This is a genomic window from Pseudomonas sp. CFBP 13711, from assembly GCF_014842265.1.
Lineage (GTDB): Bacteria > Pseudomonadota > Gammaproteobacteria > Pseudomonadales > Pseudomonadaceae > Aquipseudomonas.
Window position 1 is genome coordinate 151,210 of record NZ_JACYVI010000001.1, and the last position, 12,401, is coordinate 163,610.

The window sequence follows — 12,401 nt, forward strand, 5'->3', positions numbered from 1 at the left end:
GGGATCAATCCGCCGCCCACAAAAAAGCCCGCCCCTGATCACCCCAAGGGCGGGCTTTTTGCGAAACGTGTGTTCTTACTTCTTCAAACCGTAATGCTCATCCAGCATGCCGGGGGAGTCTGGCGACTTCGGCGCGTAGTCCTTCGGTGGTTCAGCGGCCGTGCGCGGCGGTGTCAGGCGATCGCGGTGCGGATGGAGCGCCTCCGGGTGCAGCGCGGCCAGCAGGCGTTGACGGGTGATGTCGTCGGTGGCCAGGCGGTTGGCGCCTTCGGCCAGATGCTCCTGAACATCGTGGTAGCTTTGCGACAGCTTCTGCACCAGATTGGCGGTGCTGTTGAAGTGAGTAATCACCTCGTTCTGATAGGTATCGAAACGCTCCTGAACGTCATCCAGCTGGCGCTGAGTCCCGTTAGGCACGGCATTGGGCAGCGCGCGCGCCACGAAGAAACCGATGATCACACCGACCACCAGGGCGATGGTCGGCAGCAACCAAACTAAGAGCGAGTAATCCACGAGTCCTTCCTCTATAAACGGCTTTGCTTTACGTTAACGGCTCGAACCTGCGCTGTATAGCGGCGACGCGTCGCCAGCCTGCCAGCCACAGACAATCAACTAGACGAGTCGACCCAATTGAAGGTCACGGAGTTCATTCTTGCTCATGCGTGAGACCCCTGTATTCATCGATGGCCCGGTGGGCCAACTCGAAGCGTTGTACCTTGATCTGGACGAGCCCAAGGGCATCGCGCTGATATGCCATCCTAACCCGGTTCAGGGCGGCACCATGCTCAATAAAGTGATCTCGACCCTGCAGCGCACCGCGCGTGATGCCGGTCTGATTACGCTGCGCTTCAACTATCGCGGCGTTGGCGCCAGCGCTGGCAGCTCGGACATGGGCGAAGGCGAAGTCGACGATGCACAGGCTGCCGCGAAGTGGCTGCGGGATAAACATCCCGATCTGCCCATGACGTTGTTCGGCTTCTCCTTCGGCGGTTTCGTGGCGGCTACCCTGGGCGGGCGTCTTGAGGCTGAAGGCGAAACCCTGAAGCATGTGTTCATGGTCGCACCCGCCGTAATGCGGATTGCCAACGTGGAGGCGTTGCCGCAGAAAGGCGCGCTGACGCTGATTCAGCCGGAAACCGACGAAGTCGTTGACCCACAACTCGTGTACGCATGGTCTGACACGCTTCAGCGTCCCCATGAGCTGCTGAAAGTGGCAGAATGCGGGCACTTTTTTCACGGCAAGCTGACCGATCTCAAGGATCTGATTCTGCCGCGCCTTTCGAATTGATCGCAGCACCCAAATAAGCGACTAGCCATGACCACTCGTATCCTGACCGGTATCACCACCACCGGCACGCCGCACTTGGGCAACTACGCCGGCGCCATCCGCCCGGCCATCGTTGCCAGCCGCCAGAGCGACGCCGACTCGTTCTACTTTCTGGCCGACTACCACGCGCTGATCAAATGCGACGACCCGCTGCGCATTCAGCGCTCGCGTCTGGAAATCGCCGCGACCTGGCTCGCGGCAGGGCTGGACGTCGAGCGCGTCACGTTCTATCGCCAGTCCGACATTCCGGAAATTCCCGAGCTGACCTGGCTGCTCACCTGCGTTGCCGGCAAGGGCCTGCTCAATCGCGCCCACGCCTACAAAGCCTCGGTGGACAAGAACGTCGAAGCCGGTGAAGACCCGGACGCTGGCATCACCATGGGCCTGTTCAGCTACCCGGTGTTGATGGCCGCCGACATCCTCATGTTCAACGCCCATCAAGTGCCTGTCGGTCGCGATCAGATCCAGCACGTCGAAATGGCGCGCGATATCGGTCAGCGCTTCAATCACCTGTTCGGCAACGGCAAAGAATTCTTCGTGATGCCGGAAGCGCTGATCGAGGAAAGCGTCGCGACACTCCCTGGCCTGGACGGCCGCAAGATGTCGAAAAGCTACGACAACACCGTGCCGCTGTTCACCAGCGCCAAAGACATGAAGGAAGCAATATCCCGCATCGTTACTGACTCTCGTCTGCCGGGCGAGGCCAAGGATCCGGACACTTCGCATCTGTTCACGCTGTACCAGGCATTTGCTACCAGGGAACAGGGCGACGAGTTCCGCGCCGACCTGCTCCAGGGGTTGGGTTGGGGCGATGCCAAGCAACGCCTGTTCCAGTTGCTGGACGCGGAGCTGGGCGAGGCACGGGAGAATTACCATCGCCTGATCGAGCGGCCAACCGACCTGGAAGACATTCTGCAAGCGGGCGCCGAGAAGGCCCGTCGTGTGGCCACGCCGTTTCTGGGCGAGCTGCGTGAAGCGGTTGGCCTGCGTTCATTCCGCACCGCTGCGCAAACCGTCACGGCGACCAAGAAGAAGGCCAGCAAAGGCCCTCGCTTCATCAGTTTCCGCGAAGACGACGGCAGCTTCCGCTTCCGCCTGCTGGCGGCCGACGGCGAGCAACTGCTGCTGTCGCGTAATTTCACAGACGGCAAGGCGGCCGGCGCCGTGACCAAACAGCTGCAGCAGGGCGGTGAGCTGGACATTCGGCCCGAAGGCGACGCCTTTACCCTGTGGCTGAGTGATGCCTGTGTCGCCGACAGCCCGGCGTTCGCCGATGCCGCCGCCCGTGATGCCGCGATCGAGAGCCTGAAACTGGCGCTCGCGCCACAACAGGATTAATTGCCATTCCAATGGGCCATCGCTACAGTGACGGCCCGTTTTTGCTCCCTTGCAAGCGACTATGACCCCTCTAGAACGATACCAAGCTGACCTGAAGCGTCCGGACTTTTTCCACGACGCCGCGCAAGAGAATGCGGTGCGCCATCTGCAGCGTCTGTACGACGATCTGGTCGCCGCCCATGACCGCAAGCCGGGATTGCTGGGCAAGCTGTTCGGCAAGAAAGAGGCCCCGATTGTGAAGGGGCTGTATTTCTGGGGCGGTGTGGGCCGGGGCAAGACCTACCTGGTCGACACCTTCTTCGAAGCGCTGCCGTTTGAAGACAAGACGCGCACGCACTTCCACCGCTTCATGAAGCGTGTGCACGAGGAGATGAAAAACCTCAAGGGCGAGAAGAACCCGCTGACCCTGATTGCCAAGCAATTCTCTGAAGAAGCGCGGGTGATCTGTTTCGACGAATTCTTCGTATCGGACATTACCGACGCGATGATCCTCGGCACGCTGATGGAAGAGCTGTTCAAGAACGGTGTGACCCTGGTCGCGACGTCGAACATCGTTCCCGACGGTCTGTACAAGGACGGTCTGCAGCGTGCGCGTTTCCTGCCGGCGATTGCGCTGATCAAGCAAAACACCGAAATCGTCAACGTCGACAGCGGCGTCGACTATCGACTGCGCCATCTGGAGCAAGCCGAGCTGTTCCACTTCCCGCTGAACGAAGCGGCGGAGGAGAGCCTGCGCAAAAGCTTCCGCGCGCTGACTCCTGAATGCACCAAGGCCATCGAGAACGATGTGCTGATCATCGAGAATCGGCAGATCAAGGCCATCCGTACCTGCGACGACGTGGCGTGGTTCGACTTCCGTGAGCTGTGCGACGGGCCGCGTAGCCAGAACGACTACATCGAACTCGGCAAGATCTTCCATGCGGTGCTGCTCAGCGGCGTCGAGCAGATGAGCGTGACCACCGACGACATCGCGCGCCGGTTCATCAACATGGTCGACGAGTTCTACGACCGCAACGTCAAGTTGATCATCTCGGCGGAAGTCGAATTGAAAGACCTGTACACCGGCGGCCGCCTGAACTTCGAATTCCAGCGCACGCTCAGCCGGTTGCTGGAAATGCAGTCCCACGAGTTCCTGTCGCGGGCGCATAAGCCCTAGGGAGCAGCTGCAAGCTTCAAGCGACAAGCTGCAAGAGGTCATCTCGCCACTTGCAGCTTGAGACTTGCCGCTTGAAGCTGACTCTAGGCCGCCTGCTGAAACTGCTGCCGGTATTGGTTCGGTGACAGGTCGGTGTGTTGGCGGAACAGGCGCGCGAAGAAGCTGGCGTCGTCGTAGCCCACTTCATAGCTGATGGTCTTGATGCTCTTTCGTGAGCCTGACAGCAAGCCCTTTGCGGTTTCGATCCGCAGCCGTTGCAGATAATGCAGTGGCTTGTCGCCCGTTGCCGTCTGGAAGCGGCGCATGAAGTTGCGGATGCTCATGCCGTGCTCCCGGGCCACATCCTCGAAACGGAATTTGTCGGCGAAGTGCTCTTCAAGCCAGTGCTGAATCTGCAGGATGATCACGTCCTGGTGCAGCTTCTGCCCGCCAAAACCAATCCGTCCCGGTGCGTAGCTGCGCTGCACTTCATAGAGAATGTCGCGGGCGACGGTCTGCGCGACATGGGCGCCGCAGAAGCGCTCGATCAGGTAGATGTACAGATCACACGCTGAAATCGTGCCGCCTGCGCAATACAGGTTATCGGCGTCGGTGAGGTGCTTTTCCTGATTCAGCAGCACGTTCGGAAAGCGCTCGGCGAATTCGTTGAAGAACCGCCAGTAGGTGGTCGCTTCCTTGCCGTCGAGCAATCCAGCGTCTCCCAGCCAGAATACGCCGCTGGCTTCACCGCAGAGCACGGCGCCGCGCGCATGCTGCTCACGCAGCCACGGCAGGATTTGCGGATAGCGCTCGCGCAGGGTGTCGAAGTCTTCGACAAAGGCGGGAAGGATGATGATGTCGCTGTGTTCAAGCACGCCGTCTACAGGGATCACGACGTCGCTGAAACTGCGGACTTCCTTGCCGTCCGGGCTGACCAGTCGGGTTTCAAACGCCGGCTTGAAGCCCTGTCCCAACTGCTTGCCGTAGCGCAGGCTGGCGAGGTGAAAGAAGTCTTTGGCTTGCATGAGCGTGGAGGCAAAAATTCCATCGATCGCAAGAATGCTGACACGCCGCAACGGCGCGTTTGGTTGGATAGACATAGTCTTTTGTTCTTATATGGGAAAGTGGTCAAGCAACGGCGTGATCGTCTTATTTTTTGTCGGATGTGTCCAGTGTCGCCGTCAACCGGCTGCGCCTACGCTCTGCTGACGTTTTGTCCGACAATTCTTCGCATCAGGTGCAGCCATGCTTCCCAGAACACTCTTCAGCTCGGAGCACGAGCTTTTCCGAAATAGCGTGCGCAAGTTCTTCGAACAGCACGCGGCGCCCTTTCATGCCCAGTGGGAGAAGCGGGGCCACATCGACCGCACGCTGTGGAACCGGGCCGGGGAGCAGGGCATGTTGTGTTCGCATTTGCCGGAAGAGTACGGCGGCATGGGCGCGGATTTTCTCTACACCACGGTGGTGATCGAAGAAATTTCCCGCCTCGGCCTGACCGGCATCGGCTTCTCCCTGCATTCGGACATCGTCGCGCCGTACATCCTGCATTACGGAAGCGAGGCGCTGAAGCTCAACTATTTGCCCAAGCTGGTTTCGGGGGAGCTGGTCACTGCCATCGCGATGACCGAGCCTGGCGCGGGTTCCGACCTGCAAGGGGTCAAGACCACTGCGGTGCTGGATGGCGACGAGTACGTCATCAATGGTTCGAAGACGTTTATCACCAATGGCTTTCTCGCCGATCTGGTGATCGTGGTCGCGAAGACCGACCCCAAGGCAGGCGCGAAGGGCACCAGTCTGTTCGTTGTGGAAGCGGGCACGCCCGGCTTCGCGAAGGGCAAGCGACTGGAGAAGGTCGGCATGAAGGCGCAGGACACGTCGGAACTGTTCTTCCAGGACGTGAGAGTGCCCAAGGAGAACCTGCTCGGCCAGGCCGGGATGGGTTTTGCGTATCTGATGCAGGAACTGCCGCAGGAGCGTCTGACGGTCGCCATCGGCGCCATTGCCTCCGCCGAAGCGGCCTTGCAGTGGACGCTCGATTACACGCGTGAGCGCAAAGCCTTTGGCAAGGCCATCATCGACTTCCAGAACACCCGCTTCAAACTGGCCGAAATCGCCACCGAAGTTCAGATTGGTCGTACGTTCATCGATCGGTACCTGGAGTTGCATCTGGAAGGCAAGCTGGATGTGCCGACGGCAGCCATGGCGAAATACTGGTCAACCGACCTGCAGTGCAAGGTGCTGGATGAATGCGTGCAGCTGCATGGCGGCTACGGCTTCATGTGGGAGTACCCGATCGCCCGGGCGTGGGCCGATGCGCGGGTGCAGCGGATTTATGCCGGGACCAACGAAATCATGAAAGAGATCATCGCCCGGTCTCTGTAATCCTGTGCGGAACCCCAGAGGGGCCTTGTAAAGACCCTCTGCGGTTCCACAGTCAATCAGCGATCACGCAATCACCGATCAAGGCGCAGGATTCGGTTGATCCTTGTGAATCGCGTCAATGCCCGCCAGCACTTCATCCGACAGCACCAGTTCCGCGCTCGCCAGGTTGCTTTCCAGCTGCTCCAGCGTCGTTGCACCGATAATGTTGCTGGTAACGAAGCTGCGCCCGGTCACGAACGCCAGGGCCATTTGAGCCGGATCAAGACCGTGCTCGCGAGCCAGCGCAACATAACGCGCGCAGGCCGCTTCCGATTGCGGATTGAAGTAGCGCGTGAAGCGGCTGTACAGGCTCAAACGGCCCTTGGCAGGACGGGCGCCGTCGGCGTATTTGCCAGACAACATCCCGAAGGCCATGGGCGAGTAGGCTAGCAGGCCACATTGCTCACGAATCGCCACTTCCGCCAGACCCACCTCGAAGCTGCGGTTGAGCAGGTTGTAGGGGTTCTGAATCGACACCGGGCGCGTTAGACCATGGGTGTCGGACTCAGCAAGAAACTTCATGGTGCCCCAAGGCGTTTCGTTGGACAGACCGACGTGGCGGATCTTGCCGGCCTTGACCTGCTCGTCCAGCGCTTCGAGCACTTCCAGCAGCGGGGTGAAGTGCTCCTCGCTGTGGTTGTAACCGAGCTTGCCGAAGAAGTTGGTGCTGCGCTCAGGCCAGTGCAATTGATACAGATCGAGGTAATCGGTCTGCAAGCGTTTCAAGCTCGCATCCAGCGCCGCGACGATGTGATCGCGGTTGAATTTCAGCTGGCCGTCACGGATGTAATCAATGCCGTTGCCGGGACCGGCGATCTTGCTGGCGAGGATCCAGTCAGCGCGGTCGCCGCTCTGCTTGAACCAGTTGCCGATGATGGTCTCGGTGCTGGCGTAGGTTTCTTTCTTCGGCGGCACCGGATACATCTCGGCGGTGTCGATGAAATTGATGCCGGCGGCCTTGGCCCGTTCTATCTGCGCGAAGGCCTCGGACTGGCTGTTCTGCTCGCCCCAAGTCATGGTGCCGAGGCAGATTGCGCTGACATTGAGGTCGGTTCTGCCCAGTTGGCGGTAGTCCATTTGGCTCTCCTGTTTAAAAGAGCCATAAAAGCAGGTTGAAATTTTTTTCGCAATCTGCATAATTCCGCTCCTCTTTGTCGCTGGAGTGATGCCCCGCGCCAAAAGAAACCGCTGCGATCGAACGCGCTGACCCGAGCCCCCTATAGCGTTCGTGCCCGGCGGCCTTTGACTTGTCAAAGACCGTACTAATGAGTATGCTCCGCCGTCTATTTTTCAGGGCGGCCTTTGAGGCTATAAAGAATGAAAACTTTTACCGCTAAACCGGAAACAGTAAAGCGCGACTGGTTCGTCGTCGACGCTGCTGGTCAGACCCTGGGTCGTCTGGCCACTGAAATCGCGAGCCGTCTGCGTGGCAAGCACAAGCCGGAATACACTCCGCACGTTGACACTGGCGACTACATCGTCGTGATCAATGCCGAGCAGATCCGTGTGACCGGTGCCAAGACCACCGACAAGATCTACTACTCTCACTCCGGTTTCCCGGGCGGGATCAAGTCGATCAACTTTGAAAAGCTGATCGCCAAAGCTCCTGAGCGCGTGATCGAGACCGCGGTCAAAGGCATGCTGCCTAAGAACCCGCTGGGTCGCGACATGTATCGTAAGCTGAAAGTCTATGCGGGCGCTGCACACCCTCATACTGCTCAGCAGCCCCAAGAACTGAAGTTTTAACGGAATAGTTCATTATGTCGGCGACTCAAAATTACGGCACTGGCCGTCGCAAGACCGCAACCGCTCGCGTTTTCCTGCGTCCGGGCACCGGTAACATCTCCATCAACAACCGTTCCCTGGACTCGTTCTTCGGTCGCGAAACTGCCCGCATGGTAGTTCGTCAGCCGCTGGAACTGACTCAGACTGTCGAGAAATTCGACATCTACGTCACTGTCATCGGCGGTGGTGTGAGTGGTCAAGCTGGCGCAATCCGCCACGGTATCACCCGCGCTCTGATGCAGTACGACGAAACCCTGCGCGGCGCTCTGCGCAAAGCAGGCTTCGTCACTCGCGATGCTCGCGAAGTTGAACGTAAGAAAGTCGGTCTGCGTAAAGCGCGTAAGCGTCCGCAGTACTCGAAGCGTTAATTCGCTTCCGTTCAAAAAGAACGCTCAGTTTCTATACGAAGCTGGGCGTTTTTTTATGGCTGTCTTTTATTGATTCCGAGGGCCTGGTCAAGGAGATCTCGGATGCTGACGGGAGAGGGCGCCATGGGCAATGACGGCGTAAACACGGGCCGGCGTCGCTTCCTTGTGACGGCCACGTCTGTGGTGGGCGCAGCAGGGGCGGTCGGCGCCGCCGTGCCGTTCGTGGGCTCGTGGTTCCCGAGCGCCAAGGCCAGGGCTGCGGGAGCGCCTGTCAAAGTCAACATCAGCAAGATCGAGCCCGGCCAGCAGATGATCGCCGAATGGCGCGGGCAGCCGGTGTTCGTTGTCCGTCGTACGCCCGAGATCCTTTCCCGTCTGGGCCAGCTTACCGGCAAGCTCTCCGACCCCGAGTCAAAGGCCTCCACCCAGCCTGGCTACGTCGATCCGGTGGTGCGTTCCATCCGGCCGGAAATCCTGCTGTTGGTCGGCATCTGTACCCATCTCGGCTGCTCACCGACGTTTCGCCCCGAAGTCGCCCCCGCTGACTTGGGCAAGGACTGGGTCGGCGGATATTTCTGTCCCTGCCACGGCTCCCGTTACGATTTGGCTGGCCGCGTGTACAAGGCACAGCCTGCACCGCTGAATTTGCCAGTGCCGCCGCATTCCTACGAGTCGGACTCAATCATCGTCATTGGCGTGGATCAGGAGGAAGCGTGATGAGCAGGCTCATGGACTGGATCAATGCGCGCTTGCCCGTGACCTCAATGTGGGAAAACCACCTCAGCAAGTACTACGTGCCCAGAAACCTGAATTTTTTCTATATCTTCGGCGCGCTGGCGTTGCTGGTGCTGGTCAACCAGATCCTCACGGGCATCTGGCTGACCATGAGTTACACGCCCACGGCAGAGGGGGCCTTTGCCTCGGTCGAGTCCATCATGCGCGACGTCGAATACGGCTCGATCCTGCGGTTGTTGCATTCGACCGGCGCGTCGGCATTCTTCATCGTCATCTACCTGCACATGTTTCGCGGCCTGCTGTACGGCTCGTATCAGAAGCCACGCGAGTTGGTCTGGATCTTCGGCATGCTGATTTATCTGGCGCTGATGGCGGAGGCGTTTACAGGCTACCTGCTGCCGTGGGGGCAGATGTCGTACTGGGGCGCCCAGGTGATCATTTCCCTGTTTGGCGCCATTCCGGTGATCGGCAACGACCTCGCACAATGGATCCGCGGCGATTATCTGGTCTCCGCGATCACCCTCAACCGCTTCTTCGCGCTGCACGTCGTGGCGCTGCCAATCGTGATCCTCGGGCTTGTGGTGTTGCATATTCTGGCGCTGCATGAAGTGGGCTCGAATAACCCCGACGGCGTCGACATCAACAAGTACAAGAACGAGAACGGCAACCCGCTGGACGGCATTCCCTTCCACCCGTACTACACGGTCAAGGATCTGCTCGGCGTCGTGGTGTTTCTGTTCATCTTTTGCTCGGTGGTGTTTTTCTTCCCGGAGATGGGTGGCTACTTTCTCGAGCAGCCCAACTTCGAGCCAGCGAACCCACTCAAGACCCCGGAGCACATTGCGCCGGTCTGGTACTTCACGCCGTTCTACGCGATCTTGCGCGCCATCCCGGACAAGCTTCTCGGCGTCATGGCCATGGGTGCGGCCATTGCCGTACTGTTCGTGCTGCCGTGGCTTGACCGCAGCCCGGTCAAATCGATGCGCTACAAGGGTTGGCTGAGCCGCGCGGGGCTAACGGTGTTTTGCGTGTGCTTCGTGACGCTCGGGGTGCTGGGCGTTCTTCCGCCGAGTCCCGGGCGCGCATTGCTGTCACAAGTCTGCACCTTCACGTATTTCGCCAACTTCATCCTGATGCCGTTCTACACGCGCATGGAGCGGACGAAGCCGGTGCCGGATAGGGTGACGAGCTGATGAAAAAGCTGCTCGTTGTTTTGCTCATGGCCCTGTTGCCGGCGCTGTCGTTCGCGGATGAGCATGGCGCGGGCCTTGAGAGCGTTGATATCGATGTGTCCGACAAGTCCGCCCTGCAGGATGGCGCACGGACGTTCGTTGATTACTGCATGGGTTGCCACAGCGCCAAATTCCAGCGCTATGAGCGCGTCGCGGACGATTTGGGCATTTCCCACGAGCGCATGCTGGAAAAGCTGGCGCCTGCCGGAGCGAAGATCGGCGATCACATGACCATCGGCATGCAGCCGGCGGATGCGAAAACCTGGTTTGGCGCAGCACCGCCCGATCTGACCCTTGTCGCCCGCGTTCGCGGAACTGACTGGCTCTATGGCTATCTGCGTTCGTTCTACGAGGACCCGACGCGGCCCTGGGGCGTGAACAACACCGTTTTCCCCAACGTGGCCATGCCCAACGTGCTGGAAGGGCTTCAGGGGCGTCAGAGGCTCGGTTGCAAAGAGGTTCAGCGCGTCGAAGACGGGGAAAAACACACCGACACGCCCCTGAATCACGAAGCCTGCGATCAACTGATCATCGTGCCCAACACCGGCACGCTGACCAACGCGCAGTTCGACGAGAAGGTGAAGAACCTTGTCACCTTCCTCGCCTATTCGGCCAACCCGGACAAGCTGCAGCATCAGCGCATCGGCACCTACGTGCTGCTTTACCTGGCCGTGTTGTTCATCCTGGCCTGGCTGCTCAAGCGGGAATTCTGGAAAGACATCCGTTGAGCAGGCGTCTGATTCGCGTGTCTCGGCCACCTGCTGCTGCGCTGTTTCAGGTAATGGAGGCAGAGCGGGTATAGTGGCGGGCTGAAGATTGCAGAATCTACCTTGAGTAAATGAGCTATCTTGTCGCCCGCGTTGAACACCCGATCATCGTGGACGTCGCCGAAAGCGCCCTCGCGGCGCATCCGTATTTCTGCTTTTTGAATATCTACAAGCGAGGAGGACCGCCATGGGCGTGACCAATCGGTTGGCCTGTTACTCCGACCCCGCCGACCACTATTCCCATCGCGTGCGCATTGTGCTCGCCGAGAAAGGTGTCAGCGCCGAGATCATTGAAGTTGTCGAGGGCCGTCATCCGCCCAAATTGATCGAGGTGAATCCGTACGGCAGCGTGCCGACCCTGGTTGATCGTGACCTGGCGTTGTACGAGTCGACGGTGGTAATGGAATACCTGGACGAGCGTTATCCCCATCCGCCGCTGCTCCCGGTCTATCCGGTGGCGCGTGCCAACAGCCGCTTGCTGATCCACAGGATTCAGCGCGACTGGTGCGGTCTGGTGGATCTGATTCTGGACCCGCGCAGCAAAGAAGCCGCACGTGTTCAGGCGCGCAAGGAGCTGCGCGAAAGTCTGACCGGCGTATCGCCGTTGTTCGCGGATAAGCCTTTTTTCCTGAGCGACGAGCAAAGTCTGGTCGACTGCTGTCTATTGCCCATACTCTGGCGCCTGCCGATTCTGGGTATCGAATTGCCGCGGCCCGCCAAGCCGCTGCTTGACTACATGGAGCGCCAATTTGCGCGTGAGGCATTTCAGGCAAGTCTGTCTGGTGTCGAACGCGACATGCGCTAAGGCCTTAGGAGCCGTTTGATGAACTCCAGTCGCCCTTATCTGATCCGCGCGCTGTATGAGTGGATCGTCGATAACGATTGCACACCGCACGTACTCGTCAATGCCGATTACCCAGCGGTGCAAGTCCCGCAAGGCTTCGCCAATGACGGGCAGATCGTTCTGAACATTTCGCCGAGCGCCGTGCGCCATTTGCACATGGACAACGACGCGGTGAGTTTCGAAGGCCGCTTCGGCGGCGTTCCCCACAGCCTGTACGTGCCCATTGCCGCGATCATGGGCATTTATGCCCGCGAGAACGGGCAGGGCATGGTCTTCGACCTTGAGCCTGCTGTGGATGAAGACGAAGATCTGGACGTCGAAGACGACATGCCGCCACCGAACGACGAGCCACCACGCCCTACGGGCCGGCCGAGTCTGAAAGTGGTCAAGTAAGTCGCTGCTGCAACAACGAAAAAGGCGATCCCGAGGGATCGCCTTTTTTGTGTGTG

General features: G+C 59.5%; 14 protein-coding genes. 11 read left to right on the forward strand and 3 right to left on the reverse strand.

The window, feature by feature from the left end:
- Positions 1–75 precede the first annotated feature (75 nt).
- The gene (locus tag IFT47_RS00725; RefSeq protein ID WP_133772171.1) at positions 76–513 is read right to left on the reverse strand and encodes a YhcB family protein; all 438 of its coding nucleotides are present in this window, start codon (positions 511–513) and stop codon (positions 76–78) included.
- 145 nt (positions 514–658) lie between these two features.
- Between IFT47_RS00725 and IFT47_RS00730 the strand changes: the two genes are divergently transcribed.
- The 3 genes from IFT47_RS00730 (at position 659) to zapE (ending at position 3,821) form a co-directional block, all read left to right on the forward strand.
- On the forward strand, positions 659–1,288 hold the full coding sequence (locus IFT47_RS00730; RefSeq protein ID WP_192171774.1) for an alpha/beta hydrolase: 630 nt from the start codon (positions 659–661) through the stop codon (positions 1,286–1,288).
- A gap of 27 nt (positions 1,289–1,315) precedes the next feature.
- Complete coding sequence (locus IFT47_RS00735; RefSeq protein ID WP_192171773.1) at positions 1,316–2,665, forward strand: tryptophan--tRNA ligase; 1,350 nt, start codon at positions 1,316–1,318, stop codon at positions 2,663–2,665.
- A 61-nt stretch (positions 2,666–2,726) separates the two neighbouring features.
- Positions 2,727–3,821, forward strand: a complete 1,095-nt coding sequence (gene zapE, locus IFT47_RS00740) for a cell division protein ZapE (protein ID WP_065992112.1) — start codon at positions 2,727–2,729, stop codon at positions 3,819–3,821.
- 83 nt (positions 3,822–3,904) lie between these two features.
- On the opposite strand, the gene IFT47_RS00745 is transcribed toward zapE, so the two are convergent.
- The gene (locus tag IFT47_RS00745) at positions 3,905–4,825 is read right to left on the reverse strand and encodes a GlxA family transcriptional regulator (protein ID WP_172612965.1); all 921 of its coding nucleotides are present in this window, start codon (positions 4,823–4,825) and stop codon (positions 3,905–3,907) included.
- A 220-nt stretch (positions 4,826–5,045) separates the two neighbouring features.
- On the opposite strand from IFT47_RS00745, the gene IFT47_RS00750 reads away from it, so the two are divergent.
- Positions 5,046–6,182: an acyl-CoA dehydrogenase family protein gene (locus IFT47_RS00750; RefSeq protein WP_192171772.1), complete on the forward strand. Its 1,137-nt coding sequence runs from the start codon at positions 5,046–5,048 to the stop codon at positions 6,180–6,182.
- Positions 6,183–6,260: 78 nt separating this feature from the next.
- On the opposite strand, the gene IFT47_RS00755 is transcribed toward IFT47_RS00750, so the two are convergent.
- Positions 6,261–7,298, reverse strand: coding sequence for an NADP(H)-dependent aldo-keto reductase (locus IFT47_RS00755; protein WP_192171771.1), 1,038 nt, complete (start codon positions 7,296–7,298; stop codon positions 6,261–6,263).
- A gap of 240 nt (positions 7,299–7,538) precedes the next feature.
- Here IFT47_RS00755 and rplM point away from each other — a divergent pair, with 240 nt between their 5' ends.
- The 7 genes from rplM to IFT47_RS00790 all read left to right on the forward strand — a co-directional run bounded on the left by rplM (position 7,539) and on the right by IFT47_RS00790 (position 12,345).
- Positions 7,539–7,967 carry a 50S ribosomal protein L13 gene (gene rplM / locus IFT47_RS00760; RefSeq protein ID WP_019693576.1) on the forward strand — a complete coding sequence of 143 codons (429 nt, stop codon included), beginning with the start codon at positions 7,539–7,541 and terminating at the stop codon, positions 7,965–7,967.
- 14 nt (positions 7,968–7,981) lie between these two features.
- Positions 7,982–8,374: a 30S ribosomal protein S9 gene (rpsI, locus tag IFT47_RS00765; protein WP_065992123.1), complete on the forward strand. Its 393-nt coding sequence runs from the start codon at positions 7,982–7,984 to the stop codon at positions 8,372–8,374.
- 123 nt (positions 8,375–8,497) lie between these two features.
- Positions 8,498–9,091: a ubiquinol-cytochrome c reductase iron-sulfur subunit gene (petA, locus tag IFT47_RS00770; RefSeq protein WP_192171891.1), complete on the forward strand. Its 594-nt coding sequence runs from the start codon at positions 8,498–8,500 to the stop codon at positions 9,089–9,091.
- Positions 9,091–10,302 (forward strand): cytochrome b, encoded by a 1,212-nt coding sequence (locus tag IFT47_RS00775; RefSeq protein WP_192171770.1) that lies wholly within the window; start codon positions 9,091–9,093, stop codon positions 10,300–10,302. The genes petA and IFT47_RS00775 overlap by 1 nt, the downstream gene beginning before the upstream one ends.
- The gene (locus IFT47_RS00780) at positions 10,302–11,069 is read left to right on the forward strand and encodes a cytochrome c1 (protein WP_192171769.1); all 768 of its coding nucleotides are present in this window, start codon (positions 10,302–10,304) and stop codon (positions 11,067–11,069) included. Before IFT47_RS00775 ends, IFT47_RS00780 begins: the two co-directional genes overlap by 1 nt.
- 226 nt (positions 11,070–11,295) lie before the next feature.
- Positions 11,296–11,913 carry a glutathione S-transferase N-terminal domain-containing protein gene (locus tag IFT47_RS00785; protein WP_037014722.1) on the forward strand — a complete coding sequence of 206 codons (618 nt, stop codon included), beginning with the start codon at positions 11,296–11,298 and terminating at the stop codon, positions 11,911–11,913.
- Positions 11,914–11,931: 18 nt separating this feature from the next.
- Entirely contained in the window at positions 11,932–12,345 is a 414-nt protein-coding gene (locus IFT47_RS00790; RefSeq protein WP_192171768.1) for a ClpXP protease specificity-enhancing factor, read from the forward strand.
- Positions 12,346–12,401 lie beyond the last annotated feature (56 nt).

Excerpts from the sequence above, each read along its gene's own strand:
- IFT47_RS00730 (WP_192171774.1), top strand. The coding sequence starts at position 659 with ATGCGTGAGACCCCTGTATTCATCGATGGCCCGGTGGGCCAACTCGAA.
- IFT47_RS00735 (WP_192171773.1), top strand. The coding sequence starts at position 1,316 with ATGACCACTCGTATCCTGACCGGTATCACCACCACCGGCACGCCGCAC.
- zapE (WP_065992112.1), top strand. The coding sequence starts at position 2,727 with ATGACCCCTCTAGAACGATACCAAGCTGACCTGAAGCGTCCGGACTTT.
- IFT47_RS00745 (WP_172612965.1), bottom strand. The coding sequence starts at position 4,825 with ATGCAAGCCAAAGACTTCTTTCACCTCGCCAGCCTGCGCTACGGCAAG.
- IFT47_RS00750 (WP_192171772.1), top strand. The coding sequence starts at position 5,046 with ATGCTTCCCAGAACACTCTTCAGCTCGGAGCACGAGCTTTTCCGAAAT.
- IFT47_RS00755 (WP_192171771.1), bottom strand. The coding sequence starts at position 7,298 with ATGGACTACCGCCAACTGGGCAGAACCGACCTCAATGTCAGCGCAATC.
- rplM (WP_019693576.1), top strand. The coding sequence starts at position 7,539 with ATGAAAACTTTTACCGCTAAACCGGAAACAGTAAAGCGCGACTGGTTC.
- rpsI (WP_065992123.1), top strand. The coding sequence starts at position 7,982 with ATGTCGGCGACTCAAAATTACGGCACTGGCCGTCGCAAGACCGCAACC.
- petA (WP_192171891.1), top strand. The coding sequence starts at position 8,498 with ATGGGCAATGACGGCGTAAACACGGGCCGGCGTCGCTTCCTTGTGACG.
- IFT47_RS00775 (WP_192171770.1), top strand. The coding sequence starts at position 9,091 with ATGAGCAGGCTCATGGACTGGATCAATGCGCGCTTGCCCGTGACCTCA.
- IFT47_RS00780 (WP_192171769.1), top strand. The coding sequence starts at position 10,302 with ATGAAAAAGCTGCTCGTTGTTTTGCTCATGGCCCTGTTGCCGGCGCTG.
- IFT47_RS00785 (WP_037014722.1), top strand. The coding sequence starts at position 11,296 with ATGGGCGTGACCAATCGGTTGGCCTGTTACTCCGACCCCGCCGACCAC.
- IFT47_RS00790 (WP_192171768.1), top strand. The coding sequence starts at position 11,932 with ATGAACTCCAGTCGCCCTTATCTGATCCGCGCGCTGTATGAGTGGATC.